17 protein-coding genes and 1 tRNA gene are annotated in these 17,336 nt (G+C 70.2%); 7 read left to right on the top strand and 11 right to left on the bottom strand.

What is annotated here, in order from left to right; genetic code table 11:
• Window positions 1-180 precede the first annotated feature (180 nt).
• The gene (locus tag JKV81_RS03215) at window positions 181-516 is read left to right on the top strand and encodes a DUF6274 family protein (RefSeq protein ID WP_202074874.1); all 336 of its coding nucleotides are present in this window, start codon (window positions 181-183) and stop codon (window positions 514-516) included.
• A gap of 500 nt (window positions 517-1,016) precedes the next feature.
• Here JKV81_RS03215 and bldC read toward each other — a convergent pair whose 3' ends face one another.
• A complete protein-coding gene (bldC, locus tag JKV81_RS03210; RefSeq protein ID WP_003949541.1) occupies window positions 1,017-1,223 on the bottom strand; it encodes a developmental transcriptional regulator BldC in 207 nt (68 codons plus the stop codon).
• 660 nt (window positions 1,224-1,883) lie between these two features.
• Window positions 1,884-2,726 (bottom strand): DUF8083 family protein, encoded by an 843-nt coding sequence (locus JKV81_RS03205; RefSeq protein ID WP_164992699.1) that lies wholly within the window; start codon window positions 2,724-2,726, stop codon window positions 1,884-1,886.
• A 177-nt stretch (window positions 2,727-2,903) separates the two neighbouring features.
• Between JKV81_RS03205 and JKV81_RS03200 the strand changes: the two genes are divergently transcribed.
• Window positions 2,904-3,995, top strand: a complete 1,092-nt coding sequence (locus tag JKV81_RS03200; protein ID WP_202074873.1) for a Leu/Phe/Val dehydrogenase — start codon at window positions 2,904-2,906, stop codon at window positions 3,993-3,995.
• Window positions 3,996-4,340: 345 nt separating this feature from the next.
• Window positions 4,341-4,598, top strand: a complete 258-nt coding sequence (locus tag JKV81_RS03195; protein ID WP_099173078.1) for a DUF3073 domain-containing protein — start codon at window positions 4,341-4,343, stop codon at window positions 4,596-4,598.
• Between the two features lie 153 nt (window positions 4,599-4,751).
• On the opposite strand, the gene purM is transcribed toward JKV81_RS03195, so the two are convergent.
• Both purM and purF read right to left on the bottom strand, forming a co-directional pair.
• Window positions 4,752-5,825: a phosphoribosylformylglycinamidine cyclo-ligase gene (gene purM / locus JKV81_RS03190; RefSeq protein ID WP_099173079.1), complete on the bottom strand. Its 1,074-nt coding sequence runs from the start codon at window positions 5,823-5,825 to the stop codon at window positions 4,752-4,754.
• Between the two features lie 57 nt (window positions 5,826-5,882).
• Window positions 5,883-7,409 carry an amidophosphoribosyltransferase gene (purF, locus tag JKV81_RS03185; RefSeq protein ID WP_099173080.1) on the bottom strand — a complete coding sequence of 509 codons (1,527 nt, stop codon included), beginning with the start codon at window positions 7,407-7,409 and terminating at the stop codon, window positions 5,883-5,885.
• Between the two features lie 464 nt (window positions 7,410-7,873).
• On the opposite strand from purF, the gene JKV81_RS36765 reads away from it, so the two are divergent.
• Window positions 7,874-7,993, top strand: a complete 120-nt coding sequence (locus JKV81_RS36765) for a putative leader peptide (RefSeq protein WP_355681864.1) — start codon at window positions 7,874-7,876, stop codon at window positions 7,991-7,993.
• Between the two features lie 238 nt (window positions 7,994-8,231).
• Window positions 8,232-9,689 (top strand): sulfatase family protein, encoded by a 1,458-nt coding sequence (locus tag JKV81_RS03180; RefSeq protein WP_202074872.1) that lies wholly within the window; start codon window positions 8,232-8,234, stop codon window positions 9,687-9,689.
• A 113-nt stretch (window positions 9,690-9,802) separates the two neighbouring features.
• Here JKV81_RS03180 and JKV81_RS03175 read toward each other — a convergent pair whose 3' ends face one another.
• The 7 genes from JKV81_RS03175 to purS form a co-directional block, all read right to left on the bottom strand.
• The gene (locus JKV81_RS03175) at window positions 9,803-10,648 is read right to left on the bottom strand and encodes an META domain-containing protein (protein ID WP_202074871.1); all 846 of its coding nucleotides are present in this window, start codon (window positions 10,646-10,648) and stop codon (window positions 9,803-9,805) included.
• 38 nt (window positions 10,649-10,686) lie between these two features.
• Window positions 10,687-11,487, bottom strand: coding sequence for a maleylpyruvate isomerase family mycothiol-dependent enzyme (locus tag JKV81_RS03170; RefSeq protein ID WP_202074870.1), 801 nt, complete (start codon window positions 11,485-11,487; stop codon window positions 10,687-10,689).
• 58 nt (window positions 11,488-11,545) lie between these two features.
• Window positions 11,546-12,424, bottom strand: a complete 879-nt coding sequence (locus JKV81_RS03165) for a M23 family metallopeptidase (RefSeq protein WP_202074869.1) — start codon at window positions 12,422-12,424, stop codon at window positions 11,546-11,548.
• A 41-nt stretch (window positions 12,425-12,465) separates the two neighbouring features.
• Window positions 12,466-12,993, bottom strand: coding sequence for an ArsR/SmtB family transcription factor (locus JKV81_RS03160; RefSeq protein WP_124278071.1), 528 nt, complete (start codon window positions 12,991-12,993; stop codon window positions 12,466-12,468).
• Between the two features lie 104 nt (window positions 12,994-13,097).
• A complete protein-coding gene (gene purL, locus JKV81_RS03155) occupies window positions 13,098-15,347 on the bottom strand; it encodes a phosphoribosylformylglycinamidine synthase subunit PurL (RefSeq protein ID WP_202074868.1) in 2,250 nt (749 codons plus the stop codon).
• Window positions 15,344-16,024 (bottom strand): phosphoribosylformylglycinamidine synthase subunit PurQ, encoded by a 681-nt coding sequence (gene purQ, locus JKV81_RS03150; RefSeq protein ID WP_202074867.1) that lies wholly within the window; start codon window positions 16,022-16,024, stop codon window positions 15,344-15,346. The genes purL and purQ overlap by 4 nt, the downstream gene beginning before the upstream one ends.
• A complete protein-coding gene (gene purS, locus JKV81_RS03145; RefSeq protein ID WP_099173088.1) occupies window positions 16,021-16,272 on the bottom strand; it encodes a phosphoribosylformylglycinamidine synthase subunit PurS in 252 nt (83 codons plus the stop codon). The genes purQ and purS overlap by 4 nt, the downstream gene beginning before the upstream one ends.
• 385 nt (window positions 16,273-16,657) lie before the next feature.
• On the opposite strand from purS, the gene JKV81_RS03140 reads away from it, so the two are divergent.
• Window positions 16,658-16,993: a histone-like nucleoid-structuring protein Lsr2 gene (locus tag JKV81_RS03140; RefSeq protein ID WP_124278068.1), complete on the top strand. Its 336-nt coding sequence runs from the start codon at window positions 16,658-16,660 to the stop codon at window positions 16,991-16,993.
• 152 nt (window positions 16,994-17,145) lie between these two features.
• Window positions 17,146-17,217, top strand: a tRNA-Gly gene (locus JKV81_RS03135).
• The last annotated feature ends 119 nt before the right edge of the window (window positions 17,218-17,336 follow it).

Here is a 17,336-nt window from a genome sequence, read left to right as displayed (position 1 = left end):
TCAAGGTGGAGGCCGCGGGTTCAAATCCCGTCAGGACCGCAGTAGACGGAAGCCCGGATCCTCTGGATCCGGGCTTCCGTGCGTCTTGACGCCGGCCCACGGCGCGGGTAACTCCGTAGGACGGAGTCCGTCCCCCTTTCCCTCGCCGGGGGCGGCCGGGTCCACCGGGAGGCCGCACGCATGACTGCGCCCACGGAAAGGCACGAGACCCGCGCGCTGTTGCGCGCCCACCTGGCGGCCGCCTCCGGCTACCGCCACCTCACCCGCCACTGCCCGATCTGCCACCGGCTGCTACGGCTCGCCATGGAGCCCCTGACGGCCCCACAGGCGGCGCACAGGACCGAGCGGGCCGACAGTGCGGCCGAGCCCGTACCGGCCGCTGAGCCCGCCGCCGACGGCCCCGGGGCGGCTGCCGTCCCGGAAGCGGCACCGGCGGCCGGTGAGGCACCCGCCACGGACCACCGCGTGCCCCGGCCGGGCACCTCACCCGGTGACGAAAGTCCTTGCGCGACATGACCATCAGCCGCTGCGGGACGCCGTCGCACAGTGGCAAGCTCGGAGTTGGCAAGACCATGCCGGTGTGACGGGAGTCACCCCATCAGTTTTGGGCAGGGCGGACTTTACGCACTTCCTACAACTGGCGAATTTAATATGTGCAATTGCACTCCCCTGGAAGCACATCCCGGACCGTTCCACCCGAGCCGGCCCACGACGCCAGGGACCCGGGCGAACAGGCCCGAACAGGCCCGCCCACAGCCGCACGGGACCGCCCGCAAACCGACCCGTCGGCAGGTTCGGGCGGACACCCCGACCGTTCGGACACCGCCCCGGACCCCGCGCACACAAAAAAGATCGCGCTGGACCCGGCGGAGTCCAGCGCGATCGAACGACGCACCCTGGTGTTACAGGCATGGCACCCGTTGGGGCGGGCACCCGTCGTATGGAGCTATGAGTGCGGACACCCAGGGTTGGGGGACCCTTGAGCGCCCTGTTGTGGCTGCGGCGACAGGGGTGTGTCAGGCCTCGCTGCGCTGCTGCGGAATACCCGCAAGCAGTGCGCGGACCTCTGCCTCGCGGTACCGGCGATGCCCACCGAGCGTGCGGATGGACGTGAGCTTGCCAGCCTTTGCCCAACGGGTGACCGTCTTCGGGTCCACGCGGAACATCGTGGCAACCTCAGCCGGGGTCAGCAGCGGCTCGGCATCAGGGGTGCGAGCGGTCATGAGCGGCCTCCTCGGGAGAACCGAACCATCTCGGTTCTTTCCTCTAAATTCTGCACCTTGACCCGCGTTGCCCGAAATGGCGGACGCGGGCCGAGTCGGTTATAGGACGAACGGCTTGTCTTCGGCACTACAACTACACCATCCGTCCAGCCACGTCGGCCAAACCGATGGAATTGCCCTCCCAGGTGTTCATCAGCGACGGAAGCCGATGGACCATGCCATAGCGGACAGTCACGCCCCAGTAACGATCAGTCACAGGACAACCAGGAGTCGTCAGAAGTCGTCAGACCCCCCATAGCGTGCAATGCTGAGCATTCCACCCATAGTTGGGCGGACAGAGCCCTCCCCGGACTCCTTGTCCTATTTTGGCATGAGGAGTAGGGAAGGGCGCAAGGGCCCCGTTAGTGCTATCCGTCACGCTTGAGGCAAAGGCCCGGTTCGGGACGTAGGTCCCGGCCCCGGCGGGCGGTCTCCCGCCCCACCTGTCGCACGCGTCACACCGGATCCCGGTTCACAGCCCATCAGTTCGCCTCAGGACATCGCCGTTCACCTCCGCCGGGCTCCGTGGGTGCCCACGGATGTCGGACACCTCACAGGATGTCTCTTCCCTGCGGATAGCGCCTCTATGCGACGGTGCGTTGCTATTCACACCGCTTCGGGCTAGTTGGAGGATTGTAGGTCACGCACCGCACGCCACCGGTCGGCGAGACGTCCGTACGCGACGCCCGCCGCATCGCTGTCCCCGGCGCGCAGCGCCGCGATGCCCTCGGCCACGTCCGCGGCCGACCGGTCCCCGGCGAGCTGCTCCCCGCTCAGCGCGTGGACGAGGCCGCCGTAGTCCAGCTCGACCATGGCGCGCGGATGGAACTCCTCCAGCCAGCGGCCCACCTCCACGAGCCCCTCGGTCAGCGGCCCTTCGTCCACGGTCTCCCGCAGCGTCCGCAGCGCCCTCGCCAGCCGGCGCCGCGCCTGCACCATCGGGGTGCGGTAGCGCAGCATCCGGTCCCCCGCGGCGCCGGCGGTCACGTACTCCCGCTCCTCGTCGTCGAAGAGCACGAACCAGCGCACCGGTACGTGCCACACGGTGGTCCGGATCCAGGGACGGGCGTCCGGGTTCCGCTCGGCCCACCGCTCGTAGTCCGCCGCCGCCTGACCCCGCACCACCGGGGGCAGCACCGCGTCCAGCACGGTGGCCGGAAACAGACCCCCCAGTTCGCTCATCGCCATCCAGCCCCGCATCCGGGTCCGCCACGGACAGACGCAGACCACCCCGTCGACGAGGGCGACGAAGGCGTCCGCGCTCTCGTGCACCGGCACCGCCACCGGAGGGGTCGGGACCAGGTCCGCCAGCGAGCGCCGGAGTTCGTCCTGGGCCGTGGGGAGCCGGGCGCGCTGCGCGTAGCGCGTCCAGTGGCCCCGTTCGGGTTCGCGGAAGGCGGCGAGCGGCTCGTACACCCGCAGGTAGGACGCGTAAGGGATGAGCACCGAAGACACCACCGACATGCGGTAAATCGTGTCACGCCGGTACTCCACAGGGGGGTGATCCCGGGCAGGGGAACAGATCTACGCGCCACGAGGACTTACGCTCTTGCCCAGTCGGACCGGCCGGTGGCGGTCGGTCCGGGGCCCTCCCCACCTTCAGGAGGGTCTTCCGCCGCTTCGTACTTGGGAGTCACCACAGTGACCGATGTGACCGGCGTGCCTGTAGATGTGCTGCGTACCCTGTTCCACTCGGATCAGGGGGGCCACGAGCAAGTCGTGATCTGCCAGGACCATGCCAGCGGCCTCAAGGCCGTCATCGCCCTCCACTCCACCGCCCTGGGCCCGGCCCTCGGCGGCACCCGCTTCTATCCGTACGCCTCCGAGGACGAGGCCGTCGCGGACGCGCTGAACCTGTCGCGCGGCATGTCGTACAAGAACGCCATGGCCGGTCTCGACCACGGTGGCGGCAAGGCCGTCATCATCGGCGACCCCGCCCGGATCAAGTCCGAGGAACTCCTCCTGGCCTACGGCCGGTTCGTCGCCTCGCTCGGCGGGCGCTATGTGACCGCCTGTGATGTCGGCACGTACGTCGCCGACATGGACGTCGTCGCCCGGGAGTGCCGCTGGACCACCGGCCGCTCCCCCGAGAACGGCGGCGCGGGCGACTCCTCCGTCCTCACCGCGTTCGGCGTCTTCCAGGGCATGCGGGCCTCCGCCCAGCACCTGTGGGGCGACCCCACCCTGCGCGGCCGCAAGGTCGGCGTCGCGGGCGTCGGCAAGGTCGGCCACCACCTGGTCGAACACCTGCTGAGCGACGGCGCCGAGGTCGTCGTGACCGATGTGCGCGAGGAGTCCGTACGCCGGATCACCGACCTGCACCCCGAGGTCTCCGTCGCCGTGGACACGGACGCGCTGATCCGCACGGAGGGGCTCGACATCTACGCCCCGTGCGCGCTCGGCGGCGCCCTGAACGACGCCAGCGTTCCGGTGCTCACCGCCAAGGTGGTGTGCGGCGCGGCCAACAACCAGCTCGCGCACCCGGGTGTCGAGAAGGACCTTGCCGACCGATCGGTTCTGTACGCACCGGACTACGTGGTGAACGCCGGTGGCGTGATCCAGGTCGCCGACGAGCTCCACGGGTTCGACTTCGACCGGTGCAAGGCGAAGGCCACCAAGATCTTCGACACCACGCTGGCCATATTCGCACGTGCGAAGGCTGACGGGATTCCGCCGGCCGCGGCGGCCGACCGGATCGCCGAGCAGCGGATGGCGGACGCGCGCCGTCGCTGACGCGTAACCCCTGCGTCGAGCGCCTGTCACCGGACAGTGAGCAGAACCCGGTGGCAGGGGCTCACGCATGGGCGGAGGGCGGCCGGCGGGCCGCGGGGAGACAAGACTCACTCCGGTCGGCGGGTCGGCCGTCCACAAGAGGTTAAAATCGGGGTTGACCAGCGAGGACGGGCTCCTCTGCGGTCCTGTGCCGAGGCACGTGATGCGGGCGGCGTACCGTATGGCCGAGGAAGCAGGTACCGTTAAAGCCACGGGCGCGGTCTCTCTGCCGAGAGTCCGTCCTGAAACATGAACGCGTGTCAAGACTCTGGGGCCGTCGAGCCCCGTCACCGAGGGGGTCGAGCCATGGGGCGCGGCCGGGCAAAGGCCAAGCAGACAAAGGTCGCCCGCCAGCTGAAGTACAGCAGCGGCGGGACGGACCTGTCGCGTCTGGCCAATGAGCTGGGCGCATCGCCTTCGAGTCAGCCACCGAACGCCGAGCCGTTCGAGGACGACGACGAGGAAGATGACCCGTACGCACAGTACGCGGATCTGTACAACGACGATGAGGACGCGGACCAGGACGACCAGTCCGGTCCGTCGTCACAGCGCCGCGGCGCTTGACCTCGCGCTGACACATCAACCCGGTCCGGGCCTGCCCGGACCGGGTTCTGTGCTGTCCCGGTACGGATCCGTGGAGCTTTCCGGCGTCCGGCCGGGCGGGCGTCGCCGCCCACCGCCGGTCCGGTGGTGTGCCGGACCGGCGGTCATGACGTCCTACCGTGCGTAGCCACCGGTCAGCTCGGCGCCCGTGGCGTGGTCGCCCCGCTCGGTGATCTCGCCGGCGACCCAGGAGTCGACGCCCCGGTCGGCCAGCGTGGTCAGCGCCGCGTCCACCGAGTCGGCGGGGACGATCGCGATCATGCCGACACCCATGTTGAGCGTCTTCTCCAGCTCCAGCTGCTCGACCTGTCCGGCCTTGCCGACCAGGTCGAAGACGGCGCCCGGCGTCCAGGTGCCGCGGTCGACCGTGGCGTGCAGCCCGTCCGGGATCACCCGGGCCAGGTTGTTGGCCAGGCCGCCGCCGGTGACGTGGCTGAAGCCGTGCACCTCGGTGGTGCGGGTCAGGGCCAGGCAGTCCAGGGAGTAGATCCTGGTGGGCTCCAGGAGCTCCTCGCCCAGGGTCCTGCCGAACTCCTCGACCTGACGGTCCAGGGTCCAGCCGGCCCGGTCGAAGACCACGTGGCGCACGAGCGAGTACCCGTTGGAGTGAAGACCGGACGACGCCATCGCGATCACGGCGTCACCCTTACGGATACGGTCCGGGCCCAGCAGCCGGTCGGCCTCGACCACGCCCGTCCCGGCACCCGCCACGTCGAAGTCGTCCGGGCCCAGCAGACCCGGGTGCTCGGCGGTCTCGCCGCCGACCAGGGCGCAGCCCGCCAGGACACAGCCTTCGGCGATGCCCTTCACGATGGCCGCGACACGCTCGGGATGCACCTTGCCGACGCAGATGTAGTCGGTCATGAAGAGCGGCTCGGCGCCGCAGACGACCAGGTCGTCGACGACCATGCCGACGAGGTCGTGGCCGATGGTGTCGTACACGCCCATCTGCCGGGCCAGGTCGACCTTCGTGCCGACGCCGTCGGTGGCGGAGGCGAGCAGGGGGCGCTCGTAACGCTTGAGCGCCGAGGCGTCGAAGAGGCCGGCGAATCCGCCGAGGCCGCCGAGGCCCGCGACCTCGGGGCGCTGCGTCTTCTTCACCCACTCCTTCATCAGCTCGACGGCGCGGTCACCGGCTTCGATGTCGACGCCCGCCGCGGCGTAGGAAGCACCTGTTGTCTCAGACATTGCCCGGGATCTTTCGTGTGGGAATACGGGGCTGGTGGGGAAGCCGGCCGGTCCGGGTCACGGACGACGCAGTGCGTCGGCCGCCGCGGTCGCGGCGGGGCCGGCCGCCAGCTCGGTCTCCAGCAGCTGCTTGCCGAGCAGCTCCGGGTCCGGGAGCTCCATCGGGTATTCGCCGTCGAAGCAGGCGCGGCAGAGGTTCGGCTTGGCGATCGTCGTCGCCTCGACCATCGCGTCGAGCGAGATGTACGCCAGCGAGTCGGCACCCATGGAGGTGGCGATCTCGTCGACGGACATGCCGTTGGCGATGAGCTCGGCGCGCGTCGCGAAGTCGATGCCGAAGAAGCAGGGCCACTTCACGGGCGGGGAGGAGATCCGGATGTGGATCTCGGCCGCCCCCGCCTCGCGGAGCATCCTCACCAGGGCGCGCTGGGTGTTGCCGCGGACGATCGAGTCGTCGACGACCACCAGGCGCTTGCCCTTGATGACTTCCTTGAGGGGGTTGAGCTTCAGCCGGATGCCCAACTGGCGGATGGTCTGTGAAGGCTGGATGAAGGTCCGGCCGACGTACGCGTTCTTGACCAGTCCGGCACCGAACGGAATTCCGCTCGCCTCGGCGTAGCCGATGGCCGCGGGCGTTCCCGATTCCGGCGTCGCTATGACCAGATCCGCCTCGACGGGGGCCTCGGCGGCCAGCTTCCGGCCCATCTCCACACGGGAGAGGTAGACGTTCCGCCCGGCGATGTCGGTGTCGGGACGCGCCAGATAGACGTACTCGAAGACACAGCCCTTGGGCTTCGCTTCTGCGAAGCGAGAGGTGCGCAGACCGTTCTCGTCGATGGCGACGAGCTCGCCCGGCTCGATCTCGCGGACGAAGCTGGCACCGCAGATGTCGAGGGCGGCGGACTCGGAGGCCACCACCCAGCCACGCTCCAGCCGGCCGAGGACCAGGGGGCGGATGCCCTGCGGGTCACGGGCGGCGTAGAGGGTGTGCTCGTCCATGAAGACGAGCGAGAAGGCGCCCTTGACCTCGGGGAGCACCTTTGCGGCGGCCTCCTCGATGGTGAGCGGCTTGTCGTCGTCATCTCTCTGGCCCGCGAGCAGCGCGGTCACCAGATCGGTGTCGTTGGTCGCGGCGACCTGGGTGGCACGGCCGTCCTTACGCGGAAGGTCGGCGACCATCTCCGCGAGCTGGGCGGTGTTCACCAGGTTGCCGTTGTGACCCAGGGCGATCGAGCCGTGCGCGGTGGCACGGAACGTCGGCTGCGCGTTCTCCCACACCGAGGCACCGGTGGTGGAGTAGCGGGCATGACCGACCGCGATATGGCCCTGGAGCGATCCCAGAGACGTTTCGTCGAAGACCTGCGAGACCAGTCCCATGTCCTTGAAGACCAGGATCTGGGACCCGTTGCTCACTGCGATGCCCGCGGACTCCTGTCCACGGTGCTGCAGGGCATACAGTCCGAAATAGGTGAGCTTGGCGACCTCTTCGCCCGGAGCCCAGACACCGAAGACGCCGCAAGCGTCCTGGGGGCCTTTCTCTCCGGGGAGCAGGTCGTGGTTGAGTCGTCCATCACCACGAGGCACGCCACCGAGTGTAGGCGAGATCGACCACCGGTCCGAATTGGGTGACCGCCGCACCCCGGCTGCGGACAGGGGCCCGGGGGGCCTCGCACCGGAGCCGGCACCGGCACCGGACGGTCACTCCGGGTGATCACGGCCGCGCCCCGGAGCGGCCTCCCGAGGCCCCGGGGGGCGGCTGACGCCCGGGATGGAGGGCGATTACCGACCGGTCGGCCACCCCGGCCGTTCCGGGCCCCGACCGCCCGCGTCGTGGCGCTCGGTGAGCCGCGGGGTCCTGCCGGGAAAGCGCTGGCCGAACGCTCGTTTCGTGGCGAGCCTCACATCGCGCGGCCCCGCACCGGGGACTGCGAGCCGCTCGACGGGGGCCGGTGACCCTCCGGTCCGGCAGATCCGGAGCACCCGGCCCGTGCGCGTCCCGGGACATATGAGACGGCTGTCCGCAGTACGAGACCGCCGTTGACAGGCTCATGGCCTGTTGGGCAGGCTCCTTCCCCATGCAGCCCCTCGGTGATCACTCGGTCACGCTCGTGGAGCGCCGCCACGTCGATCTGGGACGTGTCGCGAGCGCCATCTGTCGCTGCGCCTGAGCCTGCCGCACCCCGGGCCCCGCACGGGACTCGCCCCGGAACAGGACTTCCGCCCCCGGGGAGCAGGGGTTTCGCCCGAACTCCGGTCCGCGTGCACGCTTTTCCTCCCTTCTCCCTCCCTGCCCCGCCCTGTCCGGGTACGTCCGCGCACGCACCCTTTCCGGCGGGGTCCACCGCGCCCGCCCCCTCGCGCCCCGCCCTCCCACCACCGGCGCCCGAGGCCCGCCCTGGAGACCCCATGACCTCTCGTGACGCGCATGCAGGTTCGAACGACCGCGCCGGCTCGCCGCTGAGCCGACGCGCCTTCACCACCGCCGTGGGCGCGACCGCCGCCGCCGTCGGGATACAGACCGCCGTACCCGCGGCCGCCGCTGCCGGGACGGCCTCCGAGGACACGCGGGAGCGGCCCTTCCGCGCCGCCCGCGGCAAGCACGCACGCCGCCCCAACATCCTGTTCATCCTCGGGGACGACCTCGGCTGGGCCGACCTCTCGTCGTACGGCGCTCCGCACATCAAGACCCCGAATCTCGACAGGCTCGGGCGCGAGGGCGTGCGCTTCACGGACGCCTACTCCGGGTCCGCGACCTGCTCCCCCACCCGGTTCAGCCTCTACACGGGCCGCTATCCGGGGCGTACGAAGGGCGGGCTCGCGGAGCCCATCGCCGACCGTTCCGTGGGGCTGGAGCCCACCCATCCGACGCTGGCCTCCCTGCTGCGCGGCGCCGGTTACGCGACCGCTCTCATCGGCAAGTGGCACTGCGGATACCTGCCGGACTACAGCCCCACCAAGTCGGGCTGGGACGAGTTCTTCGGCAACTTCGGCGGGGCCCTGGAGTACTACTCCAAGCTCGGTCTGGCCGGCGAGTACGACCTGTACGAGGGCGATGCCGAGTACAAGGACCTGCGCTACTACACCCGGGTCCTGACCGAGCGCGCGAGCGAGTACGTCCAGCGGGACCACGACAAGCCGTGGCTGCTCAACCTGAACTTCACCACCCCGCACTGGCCGTGGATCGCCGACGGCGACACGGAGGCCTCCGCCGAGATCGTCCGCAGGATCAAGGCCGGTGACGGCAGCGCCCTGTGGAACGCCGACGGCGGCTCGGTCGAGAAGTACACGCAGATGGTCGAGGACCTGGACCGCTCGGTCGGCGAGGTCCTGAAGGCGCTGAAGCGGTCGGGCCAGGAGAAGGACACCCTGGTCTTCTTCGCCAGCGACAACGGCGGCGAGCGGTTCTCCTACAACTGGCCGCTGTCCGGCAACAAGAGCTCGCTCCAGGAGGGCGGCATCCGCGTGCCCTCGGTGCTGCGCTGGCCCGCCCGGATCGACGCCCACCAGGTCAGCGATCTCCCGGTGTTCTCGCCCGACTGGACGGCGACCCTGCTGGAGCTCGGCGGGGCGCGGCCGGACCCGGCCCACCCGCTGGACGGCGTCAGCCTCGCGGGCTATCTGCTGCGGGACGAGGTGCCGAAGGAGCGCGACCTGTTCTGGCGGGTGCGCGGCGAGCGGGCGCTGCGGCGCGGCGACTGGAAGTACTACCGGGGGACGAGCGGGACCGACCAGCTGTTCAACCTGGCCGACGACCAGCGCGAGCAGGCCGACCGCGCGGCGGCCGAACCGGAGCGGCTGGCGGCGCTGCGGGCGTCGTGGGAGAAGACGGACGCCGGCCTGCTCCCGTACCCGAACGCCTCCTGAGGCATCCGGACCCTCCGAACGGGCCCCGAAGACCTCGGGTCCTCACGGCGCCCGGATCCTCGCAGGCCCAGAGTCCTCACGGGCCCCGGGTCCTCACGCGCCGCCCCGGCCGGTCAGCCCTTGGCCGCCGGGGCGTTCGCGTTCAGCCCCTTGCCGCTCTTCGCCTCGATCGACAGCGAGCGGTGCTCGATCCCGTACGTCGCCGTCCCGTCCAGTACGGCGAGCAGCGCACGCTCCAGCTCCATCTCGGGACCGGCGCACATCTTCCTGGTGGAGGCGAGCGGACCGAAGGTGAGCGTGGAGCCGGAGACCTTCGCCTTGCCGTGGAAGGAGTTGCAGCCGAGGTTCCCCTCCACCGAGCCGTCCTTGCCGAAGGTGAGGTGCGCCTTCTTCTCCGTACCGGCGGGGAGGGAGGCGGCGACATCGCCGGACACGAGGCCGGTGACCGTCCAGGCGGTGCCGGTGAGCGGGGCCGGGGGCTCGGAGGTGAGGGCGATGGAGTCGCCGCCCGCCGAGGTCAGCGTCAGCGTCTTCCTGTCGCTGCTGCCCGCCACCGCGGCCTTGAGCTCGCCGCTGAAGGCACGGCCCATCGCCTTCTCGAACTGCTGGACATCCTCCTCGCACCCCATCTCGGTGGTCGTGCCCCGCCCGACGGTGACCGTGTCGCCCTCGACCCGGGCCTCCGCGGTGAAGCGGTTGCAGCCCAGATTGCCGGTGGCCTTCCCTTCGGGCCCGATCTCGACGTGGGCGCCGGCAGGGGCGGTGGTCTTCTTCCCGTCGACGGTCAAGGAGGACACGTTCCAGTGGACACCGGTCACCGATGCCCCGGTCCGTACGGTGCCACTGCCGTCCCCGGAGTCACCCGCGTCCCCGGAACCCGTCTCCGTACCGCAGGAGGCGAGGGCGAAGGTGGCCAGGACGGCGAGAGCGCTGACAGTCGTCCTACGTTGTGTACGCATGGCGATGGGACGGACCGAGTGGGTGATCCGGTTCCCCCTCAGCCCATCAGCGGAAGCAACGGGTCCAGATCCGCCCGCTCCCCACTGGCGCTGACCTGCGCCGCGTCGAGTGCCTCCGCCCAGCTCGTACGTCCGGTGGCCAGCCGGACCCAGGTGAGCGGATCGGTCTCCACGACGTTGGGCGGTGTGCCCCGGGTGTGCTTGGGCCCGCCGATGCACTGGACGACGGCGAAGGGCGGGACGCGCACCTCGACCGAGCCGCCGGGCGCCCGGTCCGCGAGCGCGTCGGCGAGCAGCCGGGTGCAGGCGGCGAGCGCCTGACGGTCGTACGGGATGTCGAGGCCGGCCGCGCGGTTCAGATCGTCGGTGTGGGCGACCAGTTCGACGGTGCGGGTCACCAGGAAGTCGCCCAGCCGCATCGTGCCCGCCCGGGTCGCCACCAGCCGGTCAGCGGCGTCGGCGGGCACCAGCTCGGTGAACCGGGCGGCCGTCTCCTCGTACAGCGCGTCGAGGTCGGGCCGGGCCGCCGCCAGCTCCCGGGTGTGACCGGCGATCCCCGGGGCGTTCCCCACGGTGGAGAACGGCCACTCCAGCAGCGGGATCTCCGGCTTCGGCCCACCGGGCGGCGCCGGGAGCTCCATCGCCCGCGCGGCGCGCTCCAGGGCCGTCGTCAGATGCGCCGCGAGCTCCCGCACGCTCCACTCCCCCAGCCCGGGCAGAGCGAGCTGCTCGGGCGTCAGCGCGCGGACGGCGGTGTGTACGTGGGTGAACTGCGCCAGGACCGCGGTCCTGGTCCGGGCGACGTCGTAGGCACGGGGGCGCTTCTTGGCCGGTGGCATGGAGCCGAGACTAACCGGCGGGTCCGACAGTCCCCCCTCGGCCGGACCGGCGGCCGCCTCAGCCAGGGCTGACCGCGCCCTGGGCCGTGAACGCCTCGCCGTTGGCCGGTACGCCGACGCCCCGCCACCTGAACGGGATCCCGCGGGCCCGGTCGAGGTCCGGGTGGTCCATCAGCTGGAAGTGCACATGCGGCTCGGTGGAGTTGCCGGAGTTCCCGCAGCGGGCGATCCGCTGTCCCGCCCGGACCGTGTCGCCGGCGCGCACCTGGAGGGAGCCGCGCCGGACGTGGGCGTACGCCGCGTACGTACCGTCGCCGAGGTCGAGCACGACGCGGTTGCCGAAGACCCGGTGGGCGCCCGCCAGTCCGCGCAACTCGCCCTCCGCGAGCAGGAGGTAGGCGAGCCCCGGCAGGGAGTTCCTGCTCAGGTGGTCGCGCTGGGTGTCGTCGGCCGTGACGACCTTCGCGTCCGCGACCGCGAACAGGGGCGCTCCGAAGGCGGGGAAGGCCTCGGGGCGGCGGGCCAGGGGCCACAGCCAGGCGAAGGCGGGCCGTTCGGCCGTCCCTTCCTGTCCCGCCTGTCCCTCCTGCCGCTCCTGCCGCTCCTTCTTCTCCTGCTTCTCCGCCACGATGTCGATGGCGTACGTCTGGCCGTAGGTGTGGACGCCATGGCTCGGCACCCGGTCGGCCGGGCTGTTGATCGCGGACCACCGGCCCGTCACCGGCGGCAGCACCTCGACGGCCTCCCGCCGCGCGGCCTTGAGGTCGCGGCTCGCCAGCCGTCCCCCCGCGATGCCCGCCACCCAGGCGAGCACCAGCGGGAGGAAGACCAGCCACGACGGGAAGGGGTACGCGACGAAGAGGCCCGTCACGACGAGCGCGAAGAACGCCAGGAGGAACACCCGGGTGAGCAACGCGGGCAACCTGCGTGCGGACATGTGAACTCCCCCTGCTGTCGTGGGCTCTCTCGTCGTGTCTCTCAGGGCCGGGCGGCCGTGAGCACCACCAGGAGCGGCACCACCCGGGCGCCGGGCACCTCGTACCGCCCGCGTCCCGTCGTGTGCAGCCAGCCCGCACCGGTCAGCAGGCGCAGATGGTGGTAGATCTGGCCGGTCGTGCCCGTCTCGTCCAGCTCGGCCAGCTCCGCGGCCGTACGGCGGCCGGCGAGGATCTCGCGGAGCAGCCGCAGCCTCACCGGATGGCCGAGCGCTGCCAGGGGTTCGGCGGCTTCCGCCCAGTCGGGGCGGTCCTCCTCCGTACTCCCCAGGAGCCCCACGGTGAGCGCGCCGTACTGCCACTCGTACCGCTCACCGGCCGGCAGCGTCACCGCGCCCGTGAACAGCACCCCGCCGTCGGCGGCGGGCTCCCCGACCTGGCCGAGCTGTTCCTTCAGCCCGTCCAGCGCCCAGAAGTCCCCGACGCCCAGCTCCGGCTTCGCGCTCTCGGCGGCCGACTCCAGCACGGCGAGGCGCCGCTCCAGTTCGGCGACGCGCTCCTCGAGCTCCATGACATCCACCTTACGTAATTACGTAATATCAATCAACAGGTCGTGCGGGAACGACGGAGCCCCCGTCCGGTCGACCCGGACGGGGGCTTCGGTACAGGCAGAACCTAAGCGAACAGACCCTCCAGGGTCCCCTCGTGCGCCGTGCGCAGCTCGCTCAGCGGAATGCTGAACTCGCCCTGGATCTCGATCTCCTCGCCGTCCACGACACCGATCCGGGCGACGGGCAGACCCCGCGCCCCGCACATGTCGGTGAAGCGGAGCTCCTCGCTGCGCGGAACCGAGACGACCGCGCGGCCGGCCGACTCCGAGAAGAGGAAGGTGAACGCGTCCAGGCCCTCCGGCACGACCAGCCGGGCACCGTTCCCGCCGCGCAGGCAGGACTCGGTGACCGCCTGGATCAGGCCGCCGTCGGAGAGGTCGTGCGCCGCGTCGACCATGCCGTCGCGCGAGGCCGAGATCAGGATCTCGCCGAGCAGCTTCTCGCGGCCCAGGTCGACCTCCGGCGGCATCCCGCCGAGGTGCTGGTGGATGACCTCGGACCAGGCGGAGCCGCCGAACTCCTCGCGGGTGTCGCCCAGGAGGTAGAGCAGCTGGCCCTCCTCGGCGAAGGCGACCGGCGTGCGCCGGGTGACGTCGTCGATCACACCGAGGACGGCCACGACCGGCGTCGGGTGGATCGCCGTCTCACCGGTCTGGTTGTACAGCGACACGTTGCCGCCGGTGACCGGGGTGCCCAGCTCCAGGCAGCCGTCCGCGAGACCACGGGTGGCCTCGGCGAACTGCCACATGACGTCCGGGTCCTCGGGCGAACCGAAGTTCAGGCAGTCCGAGATGGCGAGCGGCTTGGCGCCGGACGCCGCGACGTTGCGGTAGGACTCGGCCAGGGCGAGCCGCGCGCCGGTGTACGGGTCGAGCTTGGCGTACCGGCCGTTGCCGTCGGTCGCCATGGCCACGCCCAGGTTCGACGTCTCGTCGATCCGGACCATGCCGGCGTCCTCGGGCATCGCCAGCACGGTGTTGCCCTGCACGAAGCGGTCGTACTGGTCGGTGATCCAGGACTTGGACGCCTGGTTCGGCGAGCCCACCAGCTTGAGGACCTGCTCGCGCAGCTCCGCGCCGTTCGCCGGGCGGGCCAGCTTGCCGGCGTCGTCGGCCTGGAGCGCGTCCTGCCAGGACGGCCGCGCGAACGGCCGGTGGTAGGTCGGGCCCTCGTGCGCGACGGACCGCGGCGGTACGTCCACGATCTGCTCGCCGTGCCAGAAGATCTCCAGCTGCGAGCCCTCGGTCACCTCACCGATGACGGTGGCGATGACGTCCCACTTCTCGCAGATCTCCATGAAGCGGTCGACGTGCTGCGGCTCGACGATCGCGCACATGCGCTCCTGCGACTCGCTCATGAGGATTTCCTCGGGCGAGAGGGAGGAGTCGCGCAGCGGCACGGTGTCCAGCTCGACGCGCATCCCGCCGGAGCCCGCGGAGGCCAGCTCGCTCGTGGCGCAGGAGAGCCCGGCGCCGCCGAGGTCCTGGATGCCCGCGACGAGCTTCTCCTTGAAGATCTCCAGGGTGCACTCGATGAGGAGCTTCTCCTGGAACGGGTCGCCGACCTGGACGGCGGGCCGCTTGGTGGGCTTGGTGTCGTCGAAGGTCTCCGAGGCCAGCACGGAGACGCCGCCGATGCCGTCGCCGCCGGTGCGGGCGCCGTACAGGATCACCTTGTTGCCGGGGCCGGAGGCCTGGGCGAGGTGGATGTCCTCGTGCTTCATCACGCCGATGCAGCCGGCGTTGACGAGCGGGTTGCCCTGGTAGCAGGCGTCGAAGACGACCTCGCCGCCGATGTTCGGCAGGCCGAGGCAGTTCCCGTAGCCGCCGATGCCCGCGACGATGCCCGGCAGCACCCGGCGGGTGTCGGGGTGGTCGGCCGCACCGAAGCGCAGCGGGTCGACGACCGCGATCGGACGGGCACCCATGGCGAGGATGTCGCGGACGATGCCGCCGACGCCGGTGGCCGCGCCCTGGTAGGGCTCGATGTACGAGGGGTGGTTGTGCGACTCGACCTTGAAGGTGACCGCGTACCCCTGGCCGACGTCGACCACACCGGCGTTCTCGCCGATGCCGACGAGCATCGCGTCGTTCTCCGGGACCTTCTCGCCGAACTGCTTGAGGTGGACCTTGCTGCTCTTGTACGAGCAGTGCTCGGACCACATCACGGAGTACATGGCGAGCTCGGCGCCGGTGGGACGGCGGCCGAGGATCTCGCGGATCCGGGCGTACTCGTCCTCCTTGAGGCCGAGTTCCTTCCAGGGCTGCCCGGCGTCCGGGGTTTCGGCCGCGTGCTTGACCGTGTCGAGGCTCATGCGGTGACCAGCTTCTTGATGATCGAGGTGAAGAAACCCAGGCCGTCGGTGCGACCGGTGCCGATCAGCGGCTCGACGGCGTGCTCCGGGTGCGGCATCAGACCGACGACGTTGCCCGCGGCATTGGTGATGCCGGCGATGTCGCGCAGCGAGCCGTTCGGGTTGACGTCGGCGTAACGGAAGGCGACGCGGCCCTCGGCCTCCAGCTCGTCGAGCGTGCGCTCGTCGGCGGTGTACCGGCCGTCCACGTTCTTCAGCGGTACGGAGATCTCCTGGCCCGCCGTGTAGTCCGAGGTCCAGGCGGTCTCCGCGTTCTCCACCCGCAGCTTCTGGTCGCGGCAGATGAAGTGGAGGTGGTTGTTGCGCAGCATCGCACCGGGCAGCAGGTGCGCCTCGGTGAGGATCTGGAAGCCGTTGCAGATGCCGAGGACCGGCAGACCGGCCTTCGCCTGCTCGATGACGGTCTCCATCACCGGCGAGAAACGCGAGATGGCGCCGGCGCGCAGATAGTCGCCGTAACTGAATCCGCCCGCCAGGATGACCGCGTCGACCTGGTGGAGGTCCTTGTCGCGGTGCCAGAGGGATACGGGCTCCGCGCCCGCGATCCGCACGGCCCGCAGGCTGTCCTGGTCGTCGAGCGTGCCGGGAAAAGTGACGACGCCGATACGGGTGGTCACTTCTCCTCCTCCACCTTGACGGTGAAGTCCTCGATGACGGTGTTGGCGAGGAAGGTCTCGGCGATCTCGTTAATACGGGCGAGGGCGGCATCGTCGACCGGCCCCTCGACCTCGAGCTCGAAACGCTTTCCCTGACGAACGTCCGCGATTCCGTCGAAGCCGAGACGGGGCAGTGCGCGCTGCACAGCCTGTCCCTGCGGGTCGAGGATCTCCGGCTTGAGCATGACGTCGACTACGACGCGTGCCACTGGCACTCCCGGTGGTGTGGTGCGGCTGTGTCTCCGAGGGGTTCCCCAGATCCCCGCGGGTCCACTCAGCGTACCTGGCCGGAAATTCTACGCGGGTAGATATCATGCCGCCCAGATCACGGCGAGATATCGGAGGCGACAACCCCCGGGAAAAATCCTGGGAAAAAATCTTCACCCGGATTGCACGCGGGCGCACGGAGGCAACACGCGGATGTAATTGGCCGGGCTTCACAATGCACCTCCCACCGCTGTACAAATGAATACCGGGGAAAGCACGATTGACCCGGAACAGTCGACAGCCGTCGATCCGTATCCGCCCAGCCGCCGGAAGGCCGGCATCAGCGCATGTCAGGCGCGACGATGCCGCAGGAAAGGACCGATATCCGTGGCTCAGCGCGTCGTGGTTACGCTCTCGGACGACATCGACGGGGGAGAAGCGGCGGAAACGGTCACCTTCGCCCTGGACGGGAAGTCGTACGAGATCGACCTCAATCCCGCCAATGCAAAGAAACTGCGTAAGTCGCTGGCGCCGTACGTGGCGGCAGGCCGAAAGCAGACAAATACCGGCAAGCGCGGCAAGGCCCCCGTGGCGTACCACCACACGGCGGTCGCCCCGGACCCCGCGGCCGTACGCGCGTGGGCCCGCTCGCACCGGATGGAGGTGCCGGCCCGCGGCCGGATCCCCAAGAAGGTCTACGAGGCGTTCAACGCGGCCAGTTGAGGGCAGTGCCCGGAATGTTCCCTTCCGGTTCGACACCCCCAGGCCGCCGGAGCGACACCTCGGGGAGCCGACTTGCACAACACCCCTGCAGGTCGGCTAGAGTCTGGAGCACGCCGAAGGGCAAGGCCGAAAAGCCGGGTCCGACGCAGCGTGCGGGTGTAGTTCAGTAGTAGAACATCCCCCTTCCAGGGGGAAGGCGCAGTGTGCAATTCCTGTCACCCGCTCTGCATCGCCTTACCGGATCACTCAGTGGATCAGGTAGAGTGGTGAGCGCTCCACCGGTGAAAGCCGAGTGGCAGCAATGCGGACGTAGCTCAGTTGGTAGAGCGCAACCTTGCCAAGG

The organism is Streptomyces silvae, from assembly GCF_016745505.1.
In the GTDB taxonomy this organism is placed as follows: domain Bacteria; phylum Actinomycetota; class Actinomycetes; order Streptomycetales; family Streptomycetaceae; genus Streptomyces; species Streptomyces silvae.
This window is presented reverse-complemented; position numbering and strand designations above follow the sequence as displayed.

Excerpts from the sequence above, each read along its gene's own strand:
- JKV81_RS03215 (WP_202074874.1), top strand. The coding sequence starts at position 181 with ATGACTGCGCCCACGGAAAGGCACGAGACCCGCGCGCTGTTGCGCGCC.
- JKV81_RS03195 (WP_099173078.1), top strand. The coding sequence starts at position 4,341 with ATGGGGCGCGGCCGGGCAAAGGCCAAGCAGACAAAGGTCGCCCGCCAG.
- purL (WP_202074868.1), bottom strand. The coding sequence starts at position 15,347 with ATGAGCCTCGACACGGTCAAGCACGCGGCCGAAACCCCGGACGCCGGG.
- JKV81_RS03170 (WP_202074870.1), bottom strand. The coding sequence starts at position 11,487 with ATGCCACCGGCCAAGAAGCGCCCCCGTGCCTACGACGTCGCCCGGACC.
- JKV81_RS03160 (WP_124278071.1), bottom strand. The coding sequence starts at position 12,993 with ATGGAGCTCGAGGAGCGCGTCGCCGAACTGGAGCGGCGCCTCGCCGTG.
- JKV81_RS03205 (WP_164992699.1), bottom strand. The coding sequence starts at position 2,726 with ATGTCGGTGGTGTCTTCGGTGCTCATCCCTTACGCGTCCTACCTGCGG.
- bldC (WP_003949541.1), bottom strand. The coding sequence starts at position 1,223 with ATGACCGCTCGCACCCCTGATGCCGAGCCGCTGCTGACCCCGGCTGAG.
- JKV81_RS36765 (WP_355681864.1), top strand. The coding sequence starts at position 7,874 with ATGGCCTGTTGGGCAGGCTCCTTCCCCATGCAGCCCCTCGGTGATCAC.
- purM (WP_099173079.1), bottom strand. The coding sequence starts at position 5,825 with ATGTCTGAGACAACAGGTGCTTCCTACGCCGCGGCGGGCGTCGACATC.
- JKV81_RS03180 (WP_202074872.1), top strand. The coding sequence starts at position 8,232 with ATGACCTCTCGTGACGCGCATGCAGGTTCGAACGACCGCGCCGGCTCG.
- JKV81_RS03175 (WP_202074871.1), bottom strand. The coding sequence starts at position 10,648 with ATGCGTACACAACGTAGGACGACTGTCAGCGCTCTCGCCGTCCTGGCC.
- JKV81_RS03165 (WP_202074869.1), bottom strand. The coding sequence starts at position 12,424 with ATGTCCGCACGCAGGTTGCCCGCGTTGCTCACCCGGGTGTTCCTCCTG.